The organism is Fibrobacter sp. (assembly GCF_045131395.1).
Classification (GTDB): domain Bacteria; phylum Fibrobacterota; class Fibrobacteria; order Fibrobacterales; family Fibrobacteraceae; genus Fibrobacter.
In genome coordinates this window covers 121,881-145,782 of sequence record NZ_JBGUQY010000039.1, presented here as the reverse complement: position 1 = coordinate 145,782, position 23,902 = coordinate 121,881, and the positions used below count along the sequence as shown (strand labels likewise).

General features: G+C 50.3%; 20 protein-coding genes. 8 read left to right on the top strand and 12 right to left on the bottom strand.

All coding sequences use genetic code 11. The features are described from left to right. Positions 1-9: 9 nt before the first annotated feature. Both ACJMNB_RS10140 and ACJMNB_RS10135 read left to right on the top strand, forming a co-directional pair. The gene (locus ACJMNB_RS10140) at positions 10-1,077 is read left to right on the top strand and encodes an HD domain-containing phosphohydrolase (RefSeq protein WP_405342063.1); all 1,068 of its coding nucleotides are present in this window, start codon (positions 10-12) and stop codon (positions 1,075-1,077) included. A 9-nt stretch (positions 1,078-1,086) separates the two neighbouring features. Further along, positions 1,087-5,055 carry a response regulator gene (locus ACJMNB_RS10135; protein ID WP_405342061.1) on the top strand — a complete coding sequence of 1,323 codons (3,969 nt, stop codon included), beginning with the start codon at positions 1,087-1,089 and terminating at the stop codon, positions 5,053-5,055. Here the strand turns inward: ACJMNB_RS10135 and ACJMNB_RS10130 are convergent. The 6 genes from ACJMNB_RS10130 to ACJMNB_RS10105 form a co-directional block, all read right to left on the bottom strand. After that, positions 5,052-5,291, bottom strand: a complete 240-nt coding sequence (locus ACJMNB_RS10130) for a zinc ribbon domain-containing protein (RefSeq protein WP_405342059.1) — start codon at positions 5,289-5,291, stop codon at positions 5,052-5,054. The two genes, ACJMNB_RS10135 and ACJMNB_RS10130, sit on opposite strands and share 4 nt — an antisense overlap. Positions 5,292-5,293: 2 nt before the next feature. Next, positions 5,294-6,259, bottom strand: a complete 966-nt coding sequence (locus ACJMNB_RS10125; RefSeq protein WP_405342057.1) for a hypothetical protein — start codon at positions 6,257-6,259, stop codon at positions 5,294-5,296. 85 nt (positions 6,260-6,344) lie between these two features. After that, positions 6,345-7,343 (bottom strand): class II fructose-bisphosphate aldolase, encoded by a 999-nt coding sequence (locus tag ACJMNB_RS10120; protein WP_405342055.1) that lies wholly within the window; start codon positions 7,341-7,343, stop codon positions 6,345-6,347. A gap of 120 nt (positions 7,344-7,463) precedes the next feature. Beyond that, positions 7,464-8,507: an OmpA family protein gene (locus ACJMNB_RS10115; RefSeq protein WP_405342053.1), complete on the bottom strand. Its 1,044-nt coding sequence runs from the start codon at positions 8,505-8,507 to the stop codon at positions 7,464-7,466. Beyond that, positions 8,507-8,902: a hypothetical protein gene (locus ACJMNB_RS10110; protein WP_405342051.1), complete on the bottom strand. Its 396-nt coding sequence runs from the start codon at positions 8,900-8,902 to the stop codon at positions 8,507-8,509. Before ACJMNB_RS10110 ends, ACJMNB_RS10115 begins: the two co-directional genes overlap by 1 nt. A gap of 161 nt (positions 8,903-9,063) precedes the next feature. Next, positions 9,064-9,510 carry a zinc ribbon domain-containing protein gene (locus tag ACJMNB_RS10105; RefSeq protein WP_405342049.1) on the bottom strand — a complete coding sequence of 149 codons (447 nt, stop codon included), beginning with the start codon at positions 9,508-9,510 and terminating at the stop codon, positions 9,064-9,066. Positions 9,511-9,895: 385 nt separating this feature from the next. On the opposite strand from ACJMNB_RS10105, the gene ACJMNB_RS10100 reads away from it, so the two are divergent. After that, a complete protein-coding gene (locus ACJMNB_RS10100) occupies positions 9,896-10,882 on the top strand; it encodes a diaminopimelate dehydrogenase (RefSeq protein WP_405342047.1) in 987 nt (328 codons plus the stop codon). Between the two features lie 61 nt (positions 10,883-10,943). On the opposite strand, the gene ACJMNB_RS10095 is transcribed toward ACJMNB_RS10100, so the two are convergent. The 5 genes from ACJMNB_RS10095 to ACJMNB_RS10075 form a co-directional block, all read right to left on the bottom strand. Continuing rightward, complete coding sequence (locus tag ACJMNB_RS10095) at positions 10,944-11,606, bottom strand: N-formylglutamate amidohydrolase (protein ID WP_405342045.1); 663 nt, start codon at positions 11,604-11,606, stop codon at positions 10,944-10,946. Beyond that, positions 11,606-12,964, bottom strand: coding sequence for a tyrosine-protein phosphatase (locus tag ACJMNB_RS10090; RefSeq protein WP_405342043.1), 1,359 nt, complete (start codon positions 12,962-12,964; stop codon positions 11,606-11,608). Before ACJMNB_RS10090 ends, ACJMNB_RS10095 begins: the two co-directional genes overlap by 1 nt. A 19-nt stretch (positions 12,965-12,983) precedes the next feature. Further along, positions 12,984-14,210 carry a glutamate-cysteine ligase family protein gene (locus ACJMNB_RS10085; protein WP_405342041.1) on the bottom strand — a complete coding sequence of 409 codons (1,227 nt, stop codon included), beginning with the start codon at positions 14,208-14,210 and terminating at the stop codon, positions 12,984-12,986. Between the two features lie 92 nt (positions 14,211-14,302). Beyond that, positions 14,303-15,808: a RimK family protein gene (locus ACJMNB_RS10080; RefSeq protein WP_405342039.1), complete on the bottom strand. Its 1,506-nt coding sequence runs from the start codon at positions 15,806-15,808 to the stop codon at positions 14,303-14,305. 33 nt (positions 15,809-15,841) lie between these two features. After that, positions 15,842-16,540 carry a peptidase-C39 like family protein gene (locus tag ACJMNB_RS10075; protein WP_405342037.1) on the bottom strand — a complete coding sequence of 233 codons (699 nt, stop codon included), beginning with the start codon at positions 16,538-16,540 and terminating at the stop codon, positions 15,842-15,844. Between the two features lie 194 nt (positions 16,541-16,734). Between ACJMNB_RS10075 and ACJMNB_RS10070 the strand changes: the two genes are divergently transcribed. Continuing rightward, the gene (locus ACJMNB_RS10070) at positions 16,735-18,537 is read left to right on the top strand and encodes a hypothetical protein (RefSeq protein ID WP_405342035.1); all 1,803 of its coding nucleotides are present in this window, start codon (positions 16,735-16,737) and stop codon (positions 18,535-18,537) included. A 114-nt stretch (positions 18,538-18,651) separates the two neighbouring features. On the opposite strand, the gene dnaA is transcribed toward ACJMNB_RS10070, so the two are convergent. After that, on the bottom strand, positions 18,652-19,977 hold the full coding sequence (gene dnaA / locus ACJMNB_RS10065) for a chromosomal replication initiator protein DnaA (protein WP_405342033.1): 1,326 nt from the start codon (positions 19,975-19,977) through the stop codon (positions 18,652-18,654). A gap of 315 nt (positions 19,978-20,292) precedes the next feature. Here dnaA and ACJMNB_RS10060 point away from each other — a divergent pair, with 315 nt between their 5' ends. The 4 genes from ACJMNB_RS10060 to ACJMNB_RS10045 are packed head-to-tail and all read left to right on the top strand — an operon-like array spanning position 20,293 to position 23,857. Further along, positions 20,293-20,850: a hypothetical protein gene (locus ACJMNB_RS10060; RefSeq protein ID WP_405342031.1), complete on the top strand. Its 558-nt coding sequence runs from the start codon at positions 20,293-20,295 to the stop codon at positions 20,848-20,850. Positions 20,851-20,868: 18 nt separating this feature from the next. Beyond that, on the top strand, positions 20,869-21,978 hold the full coding sequence (locus tag ACJMNB_RS10055; protein ID WP_405342030.1) for a squalene/phytoene synthase family protein: 1,110 nt from the start codon (positions 20,869-20,871) through the stop codon (positions 21,976-21,978). Then, entirely contained in the window at positions 21,978-22,580 is a 603-nt protein-coding gene (gene lspA / locus ACJMNB_RS10050; protein ID WP_405342028.1) for a signal peptidase II, read from the top strand. Before ACJMNB_RS10055 ends, lspA begins: the two co-directional genes overlap by 1 nt. Beyond that, positions 22,580-23,857, top strand: coding sequence for an RluA family pseudouridine synthase (locus tag ACJMNB_RS10045; RefSeq protein WP_405342026.1), 1,278 nt, complete (start codon positions 22,580-22,582; stop codon positions 23,855-23,857). The genes lspA and ACJMNB_RS10045 overlap by 1 nt, the downstream gene beginning before the upstream one ends. The last annotated feature ends 45 nt before the right edge of the window (positions 23,858-23,902 follow it).

Below are 23,902 nucleotides of genomic sequence, written 5' to 3'. Positions count from 1 at the left end.
TAAGGGCATATGGATCGGAAACGCGCAAAAATTTTAGTGATTGATGACACCAAGACGAATATCGAAGTGCTTGAAGGTATTTTGTCCAATGAATACGATGTCTTTGTAGCTTTGGATGGCAAAAAGGGGTTGACCTTGACTGAAAAGGTGAAGCCGGACCTTATTTTGCTCGATGTAATGATGCCTGAAATGGATGGTTATGAAACTCTTCGCCAAATGAACGAAAAGAAACTGGTGGAGAATACACCGGTACTGTTCCTGACGGCAAAAGCGGATTCCAAAAGCGAACAGATGGGTCTTGACCTTGGGGCAGTCGATTACATTACCAAGCCGTTCCACCCGAATTTGGTGCAGTTGCGTATTAAAAATCAGCTGGAATTCAAGCACCAGCGCGACCATTTGCAGGAACTGGTAGAAGAAAAGACCCTGGATTTGCGCAAAACCTTGAAGGTCATGCTTACCAGCCTCGGCGCCCTTGCCGAATACCGCGACCCTGAAACAGGTGCCCATATCAAGCGTACTCAGGTGCTGGTGCAGATGCTTGCCGAAACCCTGCGCGAACACCCCCGATTCAAGGCTGCTATACCCAATAACGAATATATTGATTATTATGCGACTGCCGCCCCCTTGCACGATATCGGCAAAGTAGGCATTCCCGATGAAATTTTGCGTAAACCGGCCCGTTTGAACGAAGAAGAATGGGCGGTGATGAGTACCCACGCACAAAAGGGGTACGACGTGCTGGTGAATGCCACCCATGAACTGAAGGACCATCCGCTGGTACGAATTTCTGCAGACATCATTTTGAATCACCATGAACGCTTTGATGGTGACGGCTACCCGAATGGCCTCAAGGGTGACGATATCCCCGTGGGAGCACGTCTGATGTCGGTGGCCGATGTGTACGATGCACTGGTTTCAAAGCGCCCCTATAAAGAGGCTTTCCCCCACGAAGTGGCTGTCCAGGAAATTCTGAATGGTAAAGGGACCCAGTTTGACCCCGACGTGGTGGATGCCTTTATGTCCTTTGAATCCAAGTTGCCCGAAATATACGAGCACTATAAGGAAAGTACGTAAGGAGCAGCTTTGACCCATAACCCGCTGAACGCACAACGTCGTCGTTTAAGAAACCGCATCTCGATGGTGTATGTGTTGCCGACTTTTGTGGCAGCGGTGGCTTTGGTCTTTATTTTTTCTTCGGCGGTGCGGTCCATGTTGGTGGATTCCGCTGTCGCCAATACCGAAACTGCCCTGCGCGAACGGGTGCAGACCGAAATTGAAGCCTTCCTGAAAGTGCGTGAAGAAAGTTTCCTGGGTGTTGCCAAACGTGTGCAGCAGGTGACCAAGGACAATGCCATTAGGCCGTTGCTTTACAAGCAGACTCAATCTGCCGAAGGTATTGTGGACGTTTACTATGGAGCTACCGATGGGGATTACGTTTCGGGTAGGGGCTTGAAGCTGGAAAGCGGAAAGACGGAATTCCGCACCACGGGTTGGTACCTGGAAGCATCCCGCAAGAGGGGCCTTGCCTATACGGGGCCTACGATTCGCAAGAGTATTAACCGTCAGGTTATTTCCCTTTCGTACCCGATTTGGGATAAAAATCACAAGTTCAAGGGGGCCTTGGGTGAAGATATCAATCTTCACAAGGTTAGGCTTACCATGGGTGCCCTCGCCAAGGAAGAGGGTGGCATTACCATGCTGGTGGCAAGCGAAAGCGATAACTTGCTGACCTATTTCCCCTATGAAACCAACCGCGGTAAGGTCTTGCAGGACAGCGTTGAAAATCTGTTGTTGCTGATTTCCGACAAGTTTAGCTCGGACACCTTGATGGACGGGCGCATTTTGCGTTTTGAAAAGACCAACGAGCATCACCAACAGCTGATTTTCATGGTGACGCCCCTGAAGCAGTTGCCCTTCTATATTGTCCACGTGAGTCAGCATAACAAGATTGCAGCCAGCATTGATAACCACACCAATACCATGTTGGGCGTGGTCGCCTTCTTCGTATTTGTGCTCATGGGGCTTGCGGCCCTGATTTCCCATATCCTTTTCCGTCGCTATATCCAGCGTGACTTGAACGATAGCGTGAATTCCAGTACGCTGTTTGATACGCTGTTGTGGAAGGGCGACAACTTTACGATTATCCTTACCAACGAAAACTTCGACATTTTGCATGCCAGCGCCTACGTGGTGGATTTCTTGAACGGTGGCGAAGACATGAAAGAAGAAAGCCTGTTCAAGTTCTTTACTTCGGATGGCTTCAAGAAGTTTGCCCACCGTGTAGCCATGGGCGGGCAGATGCTTGCCAGCGAGCGCAAGACGATTGTGCGGGTACAGAATGCCGATGGGGAAGTGGCATGGTGGGGCATGTCTTTCCAGGCCCTGGTCGAAGATAACGGCGCTACCCGATTCCTGATCATGATCAACGACGAAACCAGCGGAATCCAGAAAGATACGATCTTGGATACCATCATGCTTTCGGGTGATCATTCCATTCTCGTCATTTTTGACAAGAATCTCCATATTAAATACATGTCGCGCCAGCTTGCGGATTTCCTGGGTAAGGAATGGCGGTCTTTTGTGGGGCTTTCCATAAACGAACTGGTGGAAATGGGCCTCCCCGAATCCATGATCAAGTCGATGATCGACTCGTACAAGAAAGACGAAGTCTGGAAGGATTCCTTGATGTTGAAACCCGAAAACGGGGGCGTGGAAACCTGGTTCCGTGGCGAAGGCTGTACCTTGAAGGTGCAAGAGACTGTCGTTGGCTACATGCTTTCCATGATTGACATTTCTGAAGTGGTGGCAGCCCGTGAAATTGCGGAACAGGCGACCCAGGCGAAGAGTGAATTCCTGGCCAATATGAGTCATGAAATCCGTACGCCGATGAATGCCATTATCGGTATGGCCCACTTGATTTCGGAAACGAACCTGGATAACCACCAGCGCGGATTTGTAGACCGAATCAGCCATGCGGCAAAGTCTTTGCTCGGGATTATCAATAACATTCTGGACTTCTCGAAGATCGAGGCGAAAAAGCAGGATCTGGAAATAACCCAGCTCGTATTGCATGACGTGATTGGCGATGTGGCCGCGTTAGCCGAGGTGCGTATTGCCGGACGCCCCATAGAACTCATTGTGGATGTGGATCCGGAAATTCCTGAAGTCTTGATGGGTGACCCCCTCAGGCTTTCCCAGATTTTCACCAACTTGATCAATAATGCGACCAAGTTTACCGAAAAGGGCGACATTACTCTAAGCGTCAAGCTGTTGCAGCAGGCGAACAATATGGCCAAACTGTATTTCTGTGTCAAGGATACTGGTATTGGCATGACCCCGGAACAGCTTTCCCGCCTGTTTAACGCCTTTACGCAGGCCGACGGTTCGACAACCCGTAAGTACGGCGGTACGGGCCTTGGACTTGTGATTTCCAAGTCCCTTGTGGAACTCATGGGCGGCCAGTTGCAGGTTACCAGTGAATCGGGCGTGGGCTCGCAGTTCTTCTTTACCATTTCACTCCCGGTGGCAGCCCAGGTGGGCGAGCCCAAGTGGAAAAACGAAGATCGCTTTGTCAACAAGAATGTGCTCCTGGTGGATGACTGCGCCAACTTGCGGACTATTTTGAGGCATTACTTGAACAAGTTGCATTGCGTAGTCGAAGAAGCTTGCTCTGTAGACGAAGCCCTGGAATTGATTCAGGCTCACGAGGAGGCGGGGGAAGACCCGTATGACCTGTTCCTGGTGGATTACGGCATGCCCCTTTTGAATGGCTTTGACTTTGTACATGGCTTAAGTGAAAATATGCGGTCGATACCCAAGGTGCTGATGCATCCCATTCATTTCGATGAAAAAGAAACGAATATGGCTAAGACTTTGGGTTTCAACAGCGGTGTGTCGAAACCGCTTCAGATTAGCTCGCTATTGAGCGCCTTGCAAGAAGCCTTCGGCTACCCGCTGACCTACAAGAAGGTCGAAAAGAAGGAAAAGGGCAAGATTTACTTCAAGGAAGCCAAGATTCTGTTGGTTGAAGACAACCAGATGAACCAGGAGCTTGCTGTTTCTCTCTTGAACAGCGTGGGCCTTACGGCCATGATTGCAAATAACGGCAAAGAAGCCTTGGATATGCTTAAGAAGGACGCCTTTGACATGGTGCTCATGGATATCCAGATGCCCATTATGGACGGTCTTACCGCTACCAAGGAAATTCGTGCCCGCGAAGATGAATATTTCAAGAAGGTGCCTATTTTGGCCATGAGCGCCCGCGCCTTCCAGAAAGACACGGAAGAATGTCTTGAAGCGGGCATGAACGCCCATATCGTGAAGCCCATCGATCCCACGGTTCTGTACGAAGAAATGGCGAAGTTCTTGCCGGTGGCTGCAGAAACGCCCAATGTGGGGCAGTCCGATGCTCCGGACCTTTCACAGGACGACAAGGATTTCTTGGGCTACTTCCAGAAGGTCAAGGATTTCGATGCGGAATCGGGACTTTACCACGTGAACAACAACCGCAATATGTTCCTCAAGATATTGCAGGGTTTTGTTCGCGACTATGGTGGAAATTCCTTTAATCTGCGGTCCCTTATTGAACAGTTCCATTATGAAGAGGCCACCCGAATCGTGCATACGATTAAGGGCCTTTGCGGAACCATTGGCTCTAACAACGTGCAGAAGCTGGCTGCAAATCTTGAAGCGGAACTTGAACAGAAACAGTGCGATTTCTCTGTTTACAATCAATTCGAGGAATGTCTGCGGGCATTAATTGGCGATTTGCAGATCGTGCTTTCGGACATTGTTTCGGAGCAGAATACGCCTGTACAAAAGACTCAGGATCCTGAAGCGAACAAGAAATTGGCCGATGCGGTCAAGGAACTGAAAGAGGCGGTGGATACCTGTTCTTCGACCCGATGCAAGCGCATTCTGGATAGCATCGAGAATATCGCTTTCGAGACGAACCAGGAAGTCCTATTGCATAAGCTGAAGGAGCTTTTGGAAGACTACGACTTTAGCGAAGCTTCCGAAATTCTGGAATCGCTGGAAAAGACGCTTGCCTAGTGCAAGACCATCGCGGCAATGAACGCGAGGGCAACGATAACGGCGGCCGCTATAGCAAGCGGGTTCGCCTTTTTCTTTTTGTCGCCAAATTCATTCTCTACGATTTCGTCGTAATCCGGCGTTTCGAGGTCGGTAAATTCAGCGCCCTCGGACCAGCCGGTCTCTTTATCGCTCCCGCAATGGGGGCAGAACGTGGCGTTATCTTTAATTTCTGAATGGCAATGAGGGCAAAGCATGGTTATTTACTGAATTTGTAGCGGCCCAAGAGGTCAAAGTAGCGGGCCTTGGGGGAGATTTTAACAGGCTTGCGAGTTTTGCGGAGGGAGGTTTTTGCCTTGGAATCTATTACAAATGTTTCTGTATAGCGTTCCTCTTTGTCTACGGAAGATTCGTTTTTATAGTATTTTTTTATAGAGAATCCTTTTGCGTAAGGACGGTAAATATACGTCTCGTCTGCTTGATATTCGTAATGAATTGTATCTTTTCCAGACACAGAGTAAACTTCGACAATTCTATAGCATTTTAAGTCATCTGTCGGATCTGCAACATATTTTTTTGGAATGTTTGGTTGGACTGAATCTGCATTATAATAGGCTGTTTCTTGCTCGATGACGGTGTCCTTTTTTAAGAAATATTCTGTTAATGCTTTTGGATACTCGTTGTTGTCTGTAGATGAGTATGCGCAAATTTCTATGCCTGTGTAGTTATTTGATTCATTTATTTTTGTCTTTATTTCGCCGAGTTTTTTTCCTTTATGGTAAGCATTTTGGATATAGCATAAATTGTCGTTAGTCTTGCAATCAGAAATGATAAGTTCACGTTCTACATTTTTTAAAACAGTTTCATTGGTGTCGTGGTAAAAATACGTTGTGTTTTGATCTAGTCTTTCTTCTGACAAGTCTGGATTGTTTTGATTCACCGTTTTTGCTTTTTCCTCAATTGTTATTTGCTCGAGTTTTCCATCGTTGATTATATGATTCTGTATTGTCTCGCTCTTGTATTCTTCTTTGTTTGCAGATTCGTACCAATATTCATATGTATAGACAGAGTCAATTTGGAATTTACTTTCGGGATAGGCGTACGTTTTTTGGGCTACAAAAATCTTATACATGGCATCTGTACATGTGTTTGCCGAAGCAAAGGACACCGTGGTTAAAATAATCGATGAAATAAGTATAAAACTGTAATTGCGAATTAGAACCATGTTTCCTCCATTTTAATTTGCTGCAAATATAAAAAACACCTCGGAAAAATCCGAGGTGCCTTTAAGCGTTTCGCTTTGAAAACGATTACAGCTTGTCGTTGGAACCAAGAACGTCAACGATCTTGTGTTCGTACATCTTCTGCATGTTTTCGCGAGCCGGCTTGAGGTACTGGCGCGGGTCGAAGTGTTCCGGATGTTCGTCGAAATACTTACGGATAGCGGCAGTCATAGCGAGACGGCTGTCAGAGTCGATGTTGATCTTGCAAACAGCGGACTTGGAAGCTTCGCGGAGCTGTTCTTCCGGAATACCGACTGCATCCGGGAGCTTACCACCGTGGGCGTTGATGGTGTCAACTTCGTCCTGCGGGACAGAAGAAGAACCGTGGAGAACGATCGGGAAGCCCGGGAGCTTTTCTTCGATAGCGTGGAGCACGTCGAATGCCAGAGGAGGCGGAACGAGCTTGCCCTGAGCGTTACGAGTGCACTGTTCCGGCTTGAACTTGTAAGCACCGTGAGAAGTACCGATGGAGATAGCGAGGGAGTCGCAACCAGTACGGGTAGCGAAGTCGATCACTTCTTCCGGCTTGGTGTAGTGAGATTCTTCAGCCTGGACTTCGTCTTCCACACCGGCGAGCACGCCGAGTTCAGCTTCGACGGTCACGTCGTGAGCGTGGGCGTATTCAACAACCTTCTTGGTGAGGGCGATGTTGTCTTCGTACGGGAGAGAAGAACCGTCGATCATCACGGAAGAGAAACCGTTGTCAATGCAGTCCTTGCAAAGTTCGAAAGAGTCACCGTGGTCGAGGTGGAGCACGATCTGCGGATTGGCGCAGCCGAGTTCCTTGGCATATTCAACAGCACCCTGGGCCATGTAGCGGAGGATGGTGCCGTTAGCATAGTTACGAGCACCCTTAGAGACCTGCATGATCACCGGAGACTTCTGCTTCACAGCAGCCTGCACGATAGCCTGCATCTGTTCCATGGTGTTGAAGTTGAAAGCCGGGATAGCGTAGCCACCAGCAACAGCCTTCTTGAACATTTCCTTGGTGTTAACCAAGCCGAGTTCCTTGTAAGAAACTGCCATTTGTTTTACCTCTTGATTGATTGGCGACTTGCATCGCCGGTTAAAAGTTACGGGCGTAAAAGTAGTAATTTTACGCCCGCTTGTTAATGGTGATTTATGCCAAAATATGCGTTTTTAGGCTTATTTGGCTTCCTGCTGAAGAGCCTTGTCCTGGATCACCAGGTCCACGCGGCGGTTCTTCTGGCGTCCTTCCTTGGTGGAGTTGTCAGCGATCGGCATGCTCATGCCAAGACCCTTGGCGGTGAGGCGGTTGCCGTCGATGCCCTGTTCCACGAGGAATGCCTTCACGTTGTCGGCGCGCTGCTGGGAGAGCTTCATGTTGTGTTCTTCGGAACCGGTGTTGTCGGTGTTACCTTCGATGGACACGTTGAACTGCTGGTACACGGAGAGAATACCGGCCACCTTGGCAAGGCTGGTCTTCAGGTCGGCCTTCAACGTAGCCTTGTTCACGTCGAACAGGATGTCGGACATGGAAAGGATGATGCCGCGGGCGTCCTTGGACACCTGGATCAGCTTGGACTGGAGTTCGTTGAGCTTGCCGATAGCTTCCTGCTGGCGGGCTTCGGCCTTGGCGCGTTCTTCGGCCAGAGCCTTCTGTTCTTCGGCGAGCTTCTTCTGCAGGTCGGCTTCGCGTTCGCCGGCAGCCTTGAGGGCGGCTTCCTGGGCGGCGGCTTCAGCCTGGAATTTTTCCTGGTTCTGCTGCATTTCGGCCTGGAGGCGGGCTTCCTGGTCCTTCATCTTGGCCTTTTCGGCTTCCAGGTCGTTCACCTTACCGCTACGGGCCTGGTTGATCTGTTCTTGGATGGCTTCGATAGAACGGGCCGTGGCGGCGCGCTTTTCCCAGTTTTCGGCAGTGTGGTTGCGAAGCTTCTGGGTTTCGGCCTGGGCGGCGATGGTCTTTGCGTAGATGTCGCACTTGGTAGCAAGGGCCTTGGTCTCGTTGGATTCTGCGTCGTCGCTGTAGGCGGCATCGAGAGCGATAAGGTTGTTCTTTGCGGCGGCAAGAGTGTACTTGGCGGAGGTGGCGTTGGCCGGAATATCCTTGGCTGCGTTATCGATGGCTGTCTGGCAGGCTTCCACGGCGTTGGGGCCGGCAACTTCTTCTGCGGCGAAGCTGAGAGCGGCGGCCATGGCGCTAATCATCAACAAATTTCTCGTTTTCATTACTTGGCACCTCCGTTCTTGGTTTCCTGGTCAAGAATGTTCTGGTAAATGAGCTTGCGTTCAACGTCGCTTCTCAGTTCTTTTTCGACTTTTTCGTCTTCGCTCTTGGCGGCATCGCGTTCTGCGTTTGCAATGGCAAGCTTGTATTCAAGAACGCTTTCTTCGGCGAGTGCTGCTGCGGCTTCTTCTTCGCCGTCGGCCTGCAGGGCCTTGGCAGAATCGAGCTTGGCGTTTGCAGATTCAATCTGGGCGGCGTCAACCTTTGCTTCTTGGGCAATGGTCTTGTTGGAGTCGGCATAATCGATGGATCTTTGGGCGTTTACGCCGCCGGCACAACCGGAAAGGGAGGCGAGGGCCAGTGCGGCCATACCCGCAACGAGTACTCTGGATTTCATTAAAATCTCCTTATTAGGTTAAAAGTCGGAATGTAATATATAAAAATTGTAAGAAAGAGTTGTAATAACCCTTTCTCTATATATAATGAGTATGTATAAAGGGGTAATTTTTTGTTAATCGCCCTTTCTTGGTTAATTTTTATTAACGACTTTGGAACTTTTTAATGTTTCCAGTGTTTTAATTGCGAAAGATGAGAGTCGAAGAACTTACGCCTTTCCGCTTCGGGCGTGTTTTCTGGGTTCGGCATGTGCGAAAGAAGAAAATCCAGTAGCGAATCTTTGCTGGTGTATGCGAATTTGCCGTCGGCATAGCACCATTTGCAGTAATCTTCATTGAAATTGCCGTCAATTTCGCGGCTAATTATGGCGTCATCGCCGAGGGGCATGCCGCAGCACTGGCAAAATAGCTGGCGTGGGGCGCCGAGTAACGTGTTAATCGAGACGTTGAATTCGCGCGAGAGAACCTTGAGCATTTCGGTATTCGGTTGTGTTTCGCCGGTTTCCCAGCGGCTCACAGCCTGACGGGTCACGCCGACGCGTTCTGCCATTTGGTCTTGTGTGAGGTTATTTTTTTCGCGAATATTTTTGAGAATTACTGCAACAGACATATAGACTCCTTTTTGTTTGCAGGCAAAATATACTTCCCCCTTTAAACAAAATCAAGAAACAGGCTGTTGCTATTTGTAAAAAGATGAGTCTGAAGAGTCCTTACGGAATTGAATTGAAAAGACCCGGCTGGGGTGGGCTCAAAAGGTTCCCGATTAGGTCGAAAATGTAAAAGGGGAGGGCTGCAATCAGGGGGACAAATGAAAAAGGCGAGTATCGTAGTCATGCTTGCATGACTATGATCGAGCCGAACAGTTGGGGCTTGAACGAAGTGAAAGACCAATCTTCCCCCTTTTTTAACAATAAATTACTGTCATTTTCCTGCTCCAGACTTCCCACTTTCCTATATTTTCACTCGCAAAAAATTTTTCTCAAGGAAGTCTTATTATGGCTAAGATTGCAATTCTCGGTTATGGTAACCTGGGCCGCGGCGTGGAATGCGCCGTGAAGCAGGCTGCTGATATGGAACTGGTCGCCGTGTTTACCCGTCGCGACCCCTCTACGGTGAAGATCCAGACCGCTGGCGTTCCGGTGCTGAACGTCTCCGAAATGGAAGCCTGGAAGGACAAGGTGGACCTGCTCATCATTTGCGGCGGTTCTGCTACTGACCTGCCGGTGCTCACCCCGAAGTACGCATCCATGTTCAACGTGATCGACTCCTTCGATACCCACGCTAAGATTCCGCAGCACTTCGCTGCCGTGAACGAAGCTGCCAAGGCCGCTGGCAAGATCGCCATGATCTCTGTCGGTTGGGACCCGGGTATGTTCAGCCTGAACCGCGTGTACGCCCAGTCTATCCTTCCGGAAGGCAAGGACTACACGTTCTGGGGCAAGGGTGTTTCTCAGGGCCACAGCGACGCCGTTCGCCGCATCAAGGGCGTGAAGAACGCCAAGCAGTATACCTGCCCGGTGGAAGCCGCTCTCGAAGCCGTGCGTAGCGGTTCTATGCCGGAACTCACCACCCGCCAGAAGCACACCCGTCTCGTGTACGTGGTTGCCGAAGAAGGTGCTGACAAGGCCTACATCGAAAACGCCATCAAGACCATGCCGAACTACTTCGATGAATACGACACCACCGTCAACTTCATCAGCGAAGAAGAATTCAACAAGAACCACAGCGGTCTCGCTCACGGTGGTTTCGTGATTCGTACTGGCAAGACCGGCATGAACAACGAACACACTCACGTGATCGAATACAGCCTCAAGCTCGATTCCAACCCGGAATTCACGACCAGCGTTCTCGTGGCCTACGCCCGCGCAGCGCTGCGCATGAAGGCTAACGACGGCAAGACCGGTTGCTATACCGTACTCGATGTGCCGCCTGCTTACCTCAGCACCTTGAGCGACGACGATTTAAGAGCACACTGCTTGTAATCGTTGCTCACGGGAGACCGCTCGCGTTTTAAAAAAGCCCGCCGATCGGTGGGCTTTTTTGTTACTTGAAGAATTTCTGATTAATCTCGATTTCGATTCCCACGTACCGTGGGCCGAATTTTTTGCGGAGCGTGGTGGTGAGTCCGTCGGAACTGCCTTTGTACGGGTAGTTGAAACGGACCTTCATGGCGGGGTAGAGTCGCTTGATTTCATCCTTGATGACTTGTGCGTATGCCCGCTCTTGGGGGCGTGCGGGGTCGTAAAGGATTCCGATGTCGGTGTTGCGGACTTTACCGTTTAATACAGGCGTAAAGCTGTGGATGCCCAGGTGGACGATTTCTGCGTCCTTGCTTGCGGTGCTTTTGTTGCCCTTGCCGATGTTCTGCTGTACGAATTTTTCCACATTGTCGCGGTACTCTTTCCAGTAGGCGGTGGCTTGTGCTTTCGCCTTCTCGGCGACGGCCTTGTCGCGGGCGTCAGGCGCTTCGTAGTATTCGCTGAAGGCGCTCTTGTTGGTGATGGTGCGGTTCAAGTCCACAAACAGGCGTGAGAATTTTCCTTCGCAGCTGAATTCCGGCTTCGCGAAGCGTACGAGCTTGCGGAAAACCAGGAGGGCTCCGATATCGTAAGCGCGGTGGGTCTTTAATACTTCTGCCGGAACAGCCTTCTTGAAGGCGGCGGGCAATCGGTTGCTTGCGTGCTCGCAAGTAAGCATGAGCTTCATTATTTCAACCTGTCCTTCAATGCGGAAATTTCTTCTTGAGTCATTCCCAGTTTTTCCAGGTATTTTTCTGTGGCCGCGGCCCAGTCTGCATTACTGGTGTCGGGAACCTCGATTCCTGCGGCATGGTATACGGCCTTTAGATTCCTTAGAACAACGGCCTTGAAGAATCCCACTTGTTCTTCATTCAAGGCTATTTGCTTGCCTTCGCGAACGGTGTAGTAGTTGCTAAAGGTCTTCGCGTAGTCGGCTTGAATTTCTTCAGCGGTAGCGCCCATTAAGGTTTCTAGGACGGCGATTGTAAAACCGGTGCGGTCCATGCCATAAGTGCAGTGAACCAGATACGGGCCTTCGTGCTCAATCATGTAGCGGTATCCGATGACAAGCCCTTCCTGGAAAGACTTAGAATAGAAATTCACGTTCAACGCCAAAAAGGCAATGTTTTGTGTCGAATAGTAGGTGGTTTCGTATCCCTTGTAAGAGGTGCCGGAGTTTTCTGAATCGGCCAAGTTGATAAAGGTGGCGACTCCTGCTTCTTGTGCGAGGGAGTCGGCGTAGTAGTTTCGGCCGAGGCAAAGATCGATAGGGCTTGAGGAACGGTAGAGCTTGTTTTTCCCGATGCCGGTGGTACGGACTTCCCTAAAGTTTGCGTATTCTTCGATTGAAAGTTCCGGATAGCTTTCGGGGTAGGTGTCCATGTAATGGGCGTTGCGCATGATGTCAAGACCCAATAAGTGACCACCTTTTTCTTTCATGGAAACGATAACTTCTACGGGAGAGTTCTCAACACTTATTCCAAGGATTTCTGCCAGTTTCCCGTTGTGCACCGACATGTACATATAGTCGTTGCCATTTATTGCCGAAAGTACGAACTGTGCGATAGGAACATCACTGGTGGATGCTGCTACCGCCATTTCGAGGGTGTCGTAGCCGACGAATGCTACTGTTACCATATCGCCAATTTCAAACCGGGTCAAGAACGAATCGGCCGGATAGTTGAGATACAATTCGCTAGATGTAATCTCTTTGTCGCCGAGTATAAAATGAAGACCTAAGCTATCTTCGGTAACAGCGTAGTGTGGGGTAGTGTCAACTGTTGCTGTATCTTTAGGCGCAGTGGTATCGGGAACGACAATTTCGGGATCCTCGACGGCCGTAGTATCTGGCTTTGTAGTAGTATCAGAAACTACAGGTTCTTCGACTGCGGATGTGTCGGGAGCTTTGGACTCTTCAACCGCGGTTGTATCGGGTTTTGTAGGCCCGCCGTTTTCGATAACGGCAGACGATGTCGTATCGCCACAGGCAATAAAGACCTGAGCGCAGAAAAAGAGCCCTGCAAAAATTGACCAGATTTTATTCATTAGGAATAAATATATTCTTTTAAATTCCGTATAGTCTATTTTCGGCGAGGCATTTTGCCAATTTCCCGTATTCGTATACAAAATCGTCGCGGTCAGGGTCTGCGCCAACGGCTTTCACGAGGGCGCTTGCCAGCGTGCCGCGTTTGAATATTTCGGCAAGCAGGGCCTGCGAATGCGTGCTGATTTTGGCTTTTACGCGGTCTGTGATTTTCTGGATGATTTCGCCGGCGGTGATTTCGCTAGCATCAATCTTCCAGATTTTCAAGAAATTGCGGTCAGAAATGACGGCTTTCTCGGCAGATTTCGTTGAGGCAAGCAGAATCTTGGCCAAAGCATCCGTGTCAAGGGCGCGAATTTCGGCTTCGTTTGCGAAAACGCCTTCCACAAGGCTCTTGAGTACGGCGACTTCCCATTCGGCGATGGCAATGTCTGCGTCAGGGCATTCCTGAATGTCCACCAGGCGAATCTCGATGGCTCCGCGGTCAAAGCGGGCGATAGCGCCTCGGCTATTCAAGAAGAAATGATTCAGCAAGTGTTCCGGGTCGTAAGGCGCAATGTCGGCTTTTACGCGATTGAAAATCTGTTCTTCGTAATCCTTGTAGGTAAATACGGCTTCAGGAATCACCTTGCCCGTGATGCTCGGGATTTTCTCCTGATTATGGCGGTAAGTTTCAATGCGCCCGTCCAGGTAACCGCAGTATTTGCTGTCCAAGAAGGGGCTTGAAGCCGCAATGGCCGGAATCAGCGGCAGCAACGCACGAATGGCTCCGTGCAATTTGCCGAATTCTTCATCACCATGGAACGAAAGGTTGATATGGGTGGATTGCAGGTTCGCCCAACCGTGACCCTTGCAGTTGAAAATGCGGTCGTAAGTCTCGTAGATGTCCAAGCAATCGTAGGGCCAGAGTTTCATTTCGGCCGGATCCATAAAGGGATGGGCCGCTGTCGGCAAGAGCATGGCATTAATGCTCTTGAGGGATTCATTCGCCTTCAAGATTTCGTGATGGAATGTCTTTCCCAAGTGCTTGAGCGAATCGACTGGCTCGGCGCACTTGAATTCCAGCACATGGCTTACCAGCTCGTTGGAAAGCCCAATCGGTCCGTGTTCCACATCCGAAAGCTGTTCCCCATTCTTGTCTTTTCCGAGAGGAACGTCGGCGCGGGGGAGTACATTCAAGGAATCACGATCCACGATCATGTATTCCATCTCGATGCCGTAACGTTGCCAAAGTTTAAAGTTTGTCATAACATGTTCCTAAGATCGTCATTGCGAGCGTAGCGAAGCAATCTATTTCATGTTTTATGGATTGCTTTGTCGTTTCACTCCTCGCAATGACGTTAAAACCATTCTCTCTCGTGTTGTTGCAATTTGTGCTGGGCTGCATTCATGCGCTCTTCGATGCGGTGGCGTAGCGACCTCATAATAGCGAGGTACACTTTGCTCTTGCCTACGCCATCTTCAATGCCCGCGTCAATACTCGGGTTGTCGTTCACCTCAATTACAATTGGGTGTCCATGCCATTCCTTCAAATCCACACCGTAAAGCCCGTTGCCAATCAAGCTGCAAATGCGCAGTGCCGTTTTCACGATTCCGTGGGGCACCATTTCTATAGGCACGCTTTCGCACTTGCCCGAAAATTCTTCGCTCTGCTTGTCGTTGCTTTCCCAGTTGTAAATTTGCCAGTGGCCTTTTGCCATGTGGTATTTGCAGGCGTAAAGCGGTTTGCCGTCAAGCACGCCCACACGCCAGTCGAATTCGGTGGGCGTAAATTCCTGAGCAATCAGCAAGTCGCTGTGCTGGAACATTTCGTCGAGAATCTGTTCCAATTCTTCTTTGTTGGTGGCCTTTTTCACGCCCATGGAGAAACTGGAATCCGGTGATTTAATCACCATGGGGAATCCGATTTCCTTGGCAAGCGTGTGGCGATTTTCGGCGTGCGCGATGATTGTCTTCGGCGAATGAATCTTGGCGGCCTGCATCAATTCTTGCAGGTACACCTTGTTGGAACAGCGCAGAATGCTGTCCGGGTCGTCAATCACCGCAATGCCTTGCGACTGTGCGCGGCGGGCAAAGCTGTAAGTGTAGTGGTTTACGTTCGTTGTTTCGCGAATAAAAATGGCATCGAATTCACCTACGCGGGGGTAGTCCTTCTTGGTAATCATCTCCACGCGGAATCCCGTTTCTTCGGCGGCCTTAATGAAGTTCTGGATGGCCTGTGCATTGCTCGGCGGCTCCACTTCGTCGGGGTTCGTGAGAATGCCCAAGTCGTACAGGTAATCTTCTTCCTTGCTGGAGGCGTAGCGGGACTTTTCAAAATATTCCTGCGCAAATTTGTCCACAAATTCCATGTGGGATTCAGGAATTTCATCTACGCAAATCGGGCGAATGCTTTGAATGAACCATTTCTGCTTGAACACGAATTTGGCTCGCAGCAACGGTGCCTGGAACAGACGGTAAAGTTCCTGGGAAAGTTCCAAGTACTGCGGGCTCACGTTCTGCCCAAAGTAAATCGAAAGCACGAATTCTGTGCCCGTCAGTTTATGCAGACTCTTTTGAATCAGGTTGTCGATTTCGTCGGAAATATGCTTGATCACGGCCGGAGCCTTGAAGTCCCGCATGTTCTTCACGCCAGGAATCACCTTGTGCCCGCGGGCTTCTGCCAACAGCGACACGTAATAGCCCTTGCTTTGGTAGTTGTAATCGCGGCAGAGGTTGAATACGCGCAGGTTGCGCTCGTTGGTGTACTTGGTAGAAATCAAGTAGTCCTGTGCCGAAATGATATCGATGCCCGGAACGTGCAATTTCCAGTGCTTGGGATTGTTTACAACGATTAGTTTTTTCATTTTACTATGTCATGCCGGACCTGATCCGGCATCTCACTTCTTATTCTCGATAACGAGCACGTTGCCGTCGTAAGTCATGACGCCGAGCAAGATGCTGTGGATGAGTCTGAATTTATCGACCTTGTAGTAAGGGCCTTTATGCAGCGGGTTGGAACCATCGGGGTCTGCCACCATGAACTGCTTGTTTTCATCGATGCCATAAACCACCACGAAATGCCCCATGGGCTCGCCGTGAATATCGTCGAAGACGGAGTGGTCGTCTTTGTCGGTGAATTCGCGCATGCTGCGGTAAAGGTAGGTGGCCGAAAGTCCGCAAAGAACGGGCACGCCTTTCTTAAAGTACTTTTCGAACATGGCCGCGCGCAAATCGGCGAAGGCTATGGTGCCGCCCAAGTCAATAAAGCGGATGTAGGCCTCGATGGCCTTGCGGAGCTTGGGGGCGTGCTTTGCCTTGTGCAAAAGCTCGAGCTTTGCCTTCAGTTCGGGCATGCTGAGCTCGCTCCAGGTGGGGTCTAGAAGCGTCAGGTTGTACGAATGAATGGTCGCCTTGAATCCGCGCTTCAAAGCGTCGATTCCCAGGAATACGCCTAAGGTTCCACCTTCTTCAAGGAATTCAATTTCAGAAATAAGTTGCTTTAAGGAAATCTTGTAGCCCAAATGGTTATAGACCGCTTGCAGGCTTGTGGGTCCACAGGTCACGTCATCGGGCTGCTGCAATATCTTAATGTCCATCGTTGTGCCTTACGTTATTCGTCTGGCGGCTGTCGGAAGGTTTTTCCGGGTCGTCGATGGGGTACTGCAAAGATACCAAAAAATGTAAAAATGGGCAAGAGGAGGGCGCGGTGCTTAAATCATGCGCGAAATAGATGCATGTAAACTAAAATTACAAGACAAATTGCCTTTATATATATAGATTTGCCCCCAGTATGAAGAGTTCTTTTGTGAAATTTGCCTTCGCGGCACTGTTTCTGGTGTCCGTGTCTTTTGCCGATGATTTTGAAGATGCTCTTGCTGCGGTGGACTCTACCGAAGCGGCGAACATGCCTGGCATGTATGACATAAACCACTTCGAATACCTCGACTGCTGGGTTGAGTTGGCTGCAAATATTGTCCCGAGAGAACGAAATCGCATTAGTGCCATTCGCGACGAAGCCAAGGTGTGCGGTTGCTATACCGTTCGCGAAAAGGGTGGTTTCGGTTGGCGTGCCAATGACGAAGGCAAAAAGATCGTGAAGGTCTGGGATATTCCTAAGCCGCGTATCTTGACTTGTCCCAGGGGTATGACCTGCACGGATGAATTCTTTATCGAACAGTGCGTTGACCATATCAAGCAATCTGTTCCCATGCTTAGCGACTATGCAAAGGGTGCTCCCCTGGAAGGTGCAATTGCCCTTACCTTCGAAGATAGCGCAAATACAAAGACTCCTTTTGGCCAATACTTGGAAACCCACAAGGCTTCTGCCGATTCGATCAACTGCTTTATCAATGTGCACAACAGGCCTGATGCCTCCTTTGATACCGACAACCGTAACCCCTTCCTGTTCCATCTTTCCGGATTGCCCCGCAAGCTGATTCCTTCTGCCGCGGGTCGCTTTACCGACTACAGCGATGTCCGTTGCCTGGATAAGGGTGTTCTGACGGGCTTTGCAAATAACGGCTATGTGGAAAACGTTCGCCACGTGGATGCCAACGGCCTTTTGTATGGCGAAGAAATTGGCTACATGAATGACCCGACCTTCCCGAAACAGCAGGGTCCTGAATGGGGTGGAATCCTCTGGAAGTCCAACTACAAGATGGGTATGCGCGAAGGTATTTCGACTTTCTACCGTTCCAGCGTGCTGGATCAGAAGGTTCACGGCGCGGTGGATACTGCCTACTACTTCAAGTTCCTGGAAGTTCCCTACACCCAGGGCTACGTGAACGGTATGGCCCGCATGTACTCGGACAAGGGCTTCTTGATGGCCGATATTCCTTACAAGCGCAACGCGCTTCATGGCCGCATGACGGTGTATAATCCCTACAAGAAAAAGCCGGTGACCTTGACTTTCAATGCCAACAGCCTCGAAGGCTTCGTGGACTTCGGTGAATTCGGTGGCGTATTCCACAAGGGACTTCCGAATGGGGTGGTTACCTTCTGGACGGTGAAGGATACTTGCTACCAGTGGATGCCTGGTGAATCGGTTTGCTATTCGGAACGCGTGACCAAGAAGCAGTGGGGTACCTACAAGATGGGTATGTTCCAGGGACAAATGGAATGCGCCGACGGTACCAAGGGCAACAAGGATTTGATTTGCCCCGATCTGGATTCTGTGGCCGTGAAAAAGCTGGCCCTGAATGCCGATATTGCCGTCAAGGAAAAGGAACGCGCCAGGGCTGAAGAAGCCATGAAGGATGCCGAAGAGGATCTTGCAAAGACCCAGGCGGCAACTGATTCTACGGTGGCTAGCAAGACGGATTCTACTACGGCCCAGCCGCCCAAGAATGACGATGAAATTGCCAAGGCCGTTGAAAGGGGCAAGAAGGCTTTAGCTGCAAAGCTTGAAGCCCAGAAGGCCCTGCAAGAAGCGGAGAAGGCCCTCGCCGAAGCCAAGAAGGCTGAACAGGAGGCCTTGAAGGCTGAACGTGAAGCTCTGAAGGCCGAACGCGCTGCCAAGAGGGCAGAGAAGAGACGTCTCGCTCAAGAGAAAAAGGACGCCGCTAGAAGGGCAAAGAAAAAGAAGAAAAAGTAATGGATGGTGCCGGGCTACCCGGAATCATAGACCGTAAAAAATCGCCCGGCTCTTATGGAACCGGGTTTCTTTTTTGCCCGACAAAGTCGGGCTTCGATTGGTTGTCGTGAATGGTTAGTCGTGGATCGAGTTCTTCAGGCTTTCGATGAGTCGTGCAAAGCTCGGATCCGTTTCCATTTCTTTCTTGATGCTCTTGATGGCGTGAACCACGGTGGAGTGGTCCTTGCCGCCAAAGCGAGAACCGATGGACTGCAAGCTGATGGGCGAGCATTCGCGCATCAGGTACATGGCCACCTGGCGAGCCTTCGAAATTTCCTTGGTGCCACGGCCCGATTCGGTGAGCTTGGCTTCGGGGACTTCGTAGTGCTTTGAAACGGTGTGGAGCACGGCATCCAAGCTTACGCGGCGGCGAAGGGTCGGGGCGATTTCGGCCACCACCTTCTGGGCGATGCTCATGTCGATGTCGTGGTGCATCAGGCTGGACTGCAGGGTCAGCTTGATGATGGCGCTTTCGAGGCAACGCACGTTGCTTGCGATGTTTTCTGCAAGGTAGTGCAGAACGTCGTCGCTGATTTCCAGGTGACGTTCTTCGGCCTTCTTGTGCAAAATGGCTTCACGGGTTTCAACATCAGGAGGCTGGATGTCTACGGTCAAGCCCCAGGCAAAGCGGCTGACCAAGCGGTCAGACAGGTTCTTGACTTCGGCAGCCGGTGCGTCGGAGGTAAGCACGATCTGCTTGCCGGCCTGGTGCAGGGCATTAAAGATCAAGAAGAATTCGTTCTGGGTTTCGTACTTGCCTGTCCAGTTCTGGATGTCGTCAATCAGCAAGATATCGACTTCGTTGCGGTAGAAGTCGGACATTTCGGTGATGCGCTGTTCGCGCAGGCACTTCATGTACTGCTGTGAAAAGTCTTCGGAGGTCAAGTAGCACACGCGCTTGGTCGGATCTTCTTCCAAGATGTAGTTACCGATGGCCTGCAAAAGGTGAGTCTTGCCGAGGCCCGAAGAGCCGTAAATAAAGAGCGGGTTGTACTGCGTGCCGTCGGGGTTGCGGGCCACAGCCAGTGCTGCATTGAAGGCGAGCTGAGCCTTGTCGCCGGGCACAAAGTTTTCGAAGCGGAACGAGCCGGACAGAGGGATGCTGGGCTTCAAGAAATCCCTGAAGCTGTTGTTGCTGGAAGGTGCGGCCTGGGCCACGGCTTCTTGCTGTTGGAATTCAAATTCGATGGCCGATTCGTCGTGAGTGACTTCACGCCAGGCTAGGCGGATGAGTTCTTTGTAAGCGGAATAGACGGCGGTATCCAGTCCGGGCGGAACGGTGACGACGGCGTGACCAGTGGTAAGGCTCGTGAGCTTGGTCTGCGCAAAATATGTCTTATAAACCGTGTCCGAAAGCATCCCACGGAGGTAGTTCAAACATCTTTCCCATTCGGCTTGCATTTCTTCCTCTTCCACTAAGGGCGTACAAAATCTATCAACAGGTAGGCCATATAATTTAGAAAAAAGTGGGGGATTGTTGATAAGTTTCGGACCAGGAATGGGTAAAAAATGCTTTGCATGGTCCAACCGCCACCCTAAGTCATTGATTGATAACAAGATAGATTCGGAAAGCTTTTCGTTTTTTGTTGTGGCGGAATTTGCCAACAACCACTTGTTACATACAAATTAAGTGTGTTTTCTGGCCTTCTGCAAAAGAATCTTCTTTTTATCTTAAATAACTCGAAAGATTCGCTAATTTTCTACATTTGGGCCCGTATGCAGATGTTTGATAGCTTGGATTACTGGTTCTGGACCCCCATTTTGTTCTGGATCGGTCTCTACATGTGGTTTTACCGTGTTTCTTACCCTCGGTACCTTAGAAAATTGGTCAAAAAAGGCGTGAAATGGGCCTTTACGCCGAAGTCGCAAGGCTATTGGTTGCCACTTGATATCCTTTTTACGCTGATTATGGCGCTTTTTTCGGCCTTGCCTGCTATTTGGGCTATCCGAAAATGGCTAGATTTCCCTTGGTACTACGGTTTTGCCGTGTCGCCGTTGTTCTTGCTGATCGGTTTTGCATTTTGCCGTTCCGCCAAGAAAAAGGCTGCGCACCTTTACCAGACGGCGTACTTTGTGGAATATCGCAGGGTTCGTTACGAAAGTGAAGTCAAGGGCGTTTTCCGGAGCGAAGCCGATGTACAGAACCACACGATTTGGAGTTTTACCAAGAAACTCAAGAACGCCGAATCGCATGGTCGCTTGTGGAAGTACGTGAATGCCATGGCGAAAACGAAGAAGATTCCGCCTGATGTTCTCGCACAAACCATGTACTAGGATGAGGAACGAACAAGGATGGCTAATATTCTAGACTCAATCGGAGTAGGCGAAAACGTCTTGGACGGTCGTGCCGCATGGAAGTATGCAGAAGAAATTCTGTTGCAGGTTTCTAGAACATTTGCTCTCAACATCAACGTCCTTAAGGGCAGACTCCACAAGAGCATCTTGCTTGCCTACCTTTACCTGCGAATTGCGGATACGGTTGAAGACGACCCCGACATGAAGGCTTCTGAAAAAGAAGTAATCCTGGGCAAGTTCGCTGAAATTTTCAAGACGGCGGAATTGAGCGACGAATTGATTTCCGCTTTTGAACAGTCTCTTCCGGAAAGCTGGCGCAAGTCTGAACACCCTTACATGAATCTTTGTCTGCACACCCATGTGGTGGTGCCCCTGTTGCGTGAAATGCCTGAAACCTATGCGGCTCCGGTGCGTGCGGTGACTATTGAGATGTGTCATGGCATGGCCAAGTTTGCGCTCAGGCAAGAGGCAGCCCTTTCGTCGGGTTGGTTTACCCTCGAAAGTGTGGAAGACTTGGATGAATACTGCTACTATGTTGCAGGGATTGTCGGCAAGCTTTTGACGAATCTCTTTGCGGCAGATACCTGCCTGATAGGGGAGGCCCGCAAGGCCGAAATGCAGAAGTTGGACGTGAGTTTTGGACTTGCCTTGCAAGTGGCGAACATCGTAAAGGACTGCGTCGAAGATTCTGGCCGCAGGGTTTGTTTTGTTCCCGAAGAAATTTGCAGAAAACACGGATTCGCCCATTCCTACGAAATGTTTGAGGTGCCGGCAGATGCTGCTGCCCGTGCTGATTTTGACAAGCGTCGCGCTGCTGTCATGGGTGAACTTGTGAATAAGGCCTGGGGGCACTTGGATGATGCCATTGCCTATACTAAGCTGGTTCCCAATGTGAAAATGAGAACCAGGCTGTTCTGCCTGTGGCCTCTCTTTATGGCCGCCGAAAACATGAAATTGATTGGCGACGGTTCAAGCCTTTTTGCCTCCGATAAAAAGGTGAAGATTACCCGCGATACCGTTAAACAAATTATCAAGTCTACGACTCTGCATTTCTATTCGGACAAGTGGATTGAGAATTCTTATAATAAGTTGAAACAGGAAAGATAATGAAGTTTTATAATAAATGGCCGTTTCACCTGGGTCTCATTGTTTTTAGCATTGTGGCTGACCAGCTGACAAAGCTGTGGGCACTTGTTCGTTTTACCAACGAAACGGGAGCCCCGAACCACGACTATATCAATGTCATTGGTGATCTGGTCCGTTTTCAGCTGGTGTTCAATAAGGGCGCCGCTTTTAGCAGCCGTCCCCAAGACCTGATGCCCTTCTTGCCGCCTTGGGTATTCTTCCTGCTTATTTCGATTGTTGCGACTATTATTCTCTTGTGGTTCTACAAGTCCATCGACAAGCGTGATTGGATGAGCCGCCTGGGTGTGGTGATGATTCTCGGTGGTGCCGTGGGTAACTTTATTGACCGCATGCGCCTTTCCATGGTTGTGGATTTTATTGACTGTGATTTCCCTGACTTTGTCATGACACGTTTCCCCACCTTCAATGTGGCGGATTCCTTTGTGACTGTCGGCGTTGCCATTGTGATCCTTTCGCCTGTCATTTTGCGTGAATTGCACAGGCAGATGAAAGTAGAGAAAGAAAAGAAGAACGCCGTGAAAGAAACTCCGAAATCCGAAGGTGATAAAGGGGCGGAAGAATAATGAATTTTATCGTAGACGAAAAGCAGACTGGCGAACGCATCGACAAGTTCCTTGTGGGTGTCATGGATAACGTGTCCCGCACGGATGTGCAAAAGTTGATTGCCGCTGGCGAAGTCAAGGTTGGCGGTGTCGCTACCCCCAAGAATTTCCGTGTAGAAACGGGCATGGTGGTGGTGGTAGACAAGGTTCCCGAAAAAGAGGCTAGCACGCTGGAACCCGAAAATATTCCGCTGGACATCGTTTACGAAGATGACGATATTGTGGTCTTGAACAAGCCGCGCAACTTGGTGGTGCATCCGGGTAACGGCGTGCAGAACGGCACCCTTGCCGCAGGCTTGCTGTATCATTTCAAGGAAAATCTTTCTGCAGTGAACGGTCCGTTACGCCCGGGCATTGTCCATCGACTGGACAAGGATACACCAGGGCTTATGGTGGTGGCCAAGAACGATGCCGCCCATAGGCATTTGGCACACCAGCTGGAAACCCGCACGTTGCACCGTACCTATAATGCCCTGGTGTGGGGGCATCCCCGCGACTTGGAAGGTACGATCGATGCCCCCATCGGGCGTAACCCCAAGAATCGCCTGAAGATGGCTGTCGTGAGCGACGGCAAACCGAGCCGCACGCATTTTGTGGCAAAGAAGTTCTTTGCCTTCGCGACACTTCTGGAATTGCAGCTGGAATCGGGCCGTACCCACCAGATTCGCGTTCATAGCCGCTACATGGGCCACCCGGTCGTAGGCGACCCGCTGTACGATGGCCGCGACGGATGCTTGAACCGCGTTTCCCCCTTGATGAAGGATATCGCCGCGAAGGTTTTGGAAATTGCTCCGGCACAGCTCCTGCAGGCCGTTAAAATTGAACTGATTCACCCGACCACGGGTAAAAAGATGAAGTTCAAGGTGCCTCTCGAAAAGCCTTTCGAACAAGTTCTTAAACTCCTCAAGAAGGAATGTCCTGCAGACGCTCCCGTATACGACGAAGAAGATGAAGGCTTCCGCGATTTCGACCCCGAAATGCGCTATTTCGAAGAAGAGGAAGAATTTGTCGACGAAGAACCGCTGGCCCTCTTCCCCGAAGAGGTGGCACCTTACAAGGAACGTAAGACCCGTGCCCAGCGCTTTGCCGAACGTGCCGCCAATGCTGCAAACCGTAAGGCCAAGGCTGCAGAACGCAAGCGTATCAAGCAGGAAAAGGCTGCACGCAAGCGCGGCATTGCTCCCGAAGACTTCGTTCAGCCCGGTTACGAACCGACGATTGATCCAGATTTGTTATAACCGCCTTAACTTGGCAACATCGCTTTAATTGCAAAAAAGGCTCCC

Bases quoted from the DNA above. Each gene is read 5' to 3' on its own strand.
- ACJMNB_RS10140 (WP_405342063.1), top strand. From the start codon at position 10: ATGGATCGGAAACGCGCAAAAATTTTAGTGATTGATGACACCAAGACG.
- ACJMNB_RS10130 (WP_405342059.1), bottom strand. From the start codon at position 5,291: ATGCTTTGCCCTCATTGCCATTCAGAAATTAAAGATAACGCCACGTTC.
- ACJMNB_RS10125 (WP_405342057.1), bottom strand. From the start codon at position 6,259: ATGGTTCTAATTCGCAATTACAGTTTTATACTTATTTCATCGATTATT.
- ACJMNB_RS10120 (WP_405342055.1), bottom strand. From the start codon at position 7,343: ATGGCAGTTTCTTACAAGGAACTCGGCTTGGTTAACACCAAGGAAATG.
- ACJMNB_RS10115 (WP_405342053.1), bottom strand. From the start codon at position 8,507: ATGAAAACGAGAAATTTGTTGATGATTAGCGCCATGGCCGCCGCTCTC.
- ACJMNB_RS10110 (WP_405342051.1), bottom strand. From the start codon at position 8,902: ATGAAATCCAGAGTACTCGTTGCGGGTATGGCCGCACTGGCCCTCGCC.
- ACJMNB_RS10105 (WP_405342049.1), bottom strand. From the start codon at position 9,510: ATGTCTGTTGCAGTAATTCTCAAAAATATTCGCGAAAAAAATAACCTC.
- ACJMNB_RS10100 (WP_405342047.1), top strand. From the start codon at position 9,896: ATGGCTAAGATTGCAATTCTCGGTTATGGTAACCTGGGCCGCGGCGTG.
- ACJMNB_RS10095 (WP_405342045.1), bottom strand. From the start codon at position 11,606: ATGAAGCTCATGCTTACTTGCGAGCACGCAAGCAACCGATTGCCCGCC.
- ACJMNB_RS10090 (WP_405342043.1), bottom strand. From the start codon at position 12,964: ATGAATAAAATCTGGTCAATTTTTGCAGGGCTCTTTTTCTGCGCTCAG.
- ACJMNB_RS10085 (WP_405342041.1), bottom strand. From the start codon at position 14,210: ATGACAAACTTTAAACTTTGGCAACGTTACGGCATCGAGATGGAATAC.
- ACJMNB_RS10080 (WP_405342039.1), bottom strand. From the start codon at position 15,808: ATGAAAAAACTAATCGTTGTAAACAATCCCAAGCACTGGAAATTGCAC.
- ACJMNB_RS10075 (WP_405342037.1), bottom strand. From the start codon at position 16,540: ATGGACATTAAGATATTGCAGCAGCCCGATGACGTGACCTGTGGACCC.
- ACJMNB_RS10070 (WP_405342035.1), top strand. From the start codon at position 16,735: ATGAAGAGTTCTTTTGTGAAATTTGCCTTCGCGGCACTGTTTCTGGTG.
- dnaA (WP_405342033.1), bottom strand. From the start codon at position 19,977: ATGCAAGCCGAATGGGAAAGATGTTTGAACTACCTCCGTGGGATGCTT.
- ACJMNB_RS10060 (WP_405342031.1), top strand. From the start codon at position 20,293: ATGCAGATGTTTGATAGCTTGGATTACTGGTTCTGGACCCCCATTTTG.
- ACJMNB_RS10055 (WP_405342030.1), top strand. From the start codon at position 20,869: ATGGCTAATATTCTAGACTCAATCGGAGTAGGCGAAAACGTCTTGGAC.
- lspA (WP_405342028.1), top strand. From the start codon at position 21,978: ATGAAGTTTTATAATAAATGGCCGTTTCACCTGGGTCTCATTGTTTTT.
- ACJMNB_RS10045 (WP_405342026.1), top strand. From the start codon at position 22,580: ATGAATTTTATCGTAGACGAAAAGCAGACTGGCGAACGCATCGACAAG.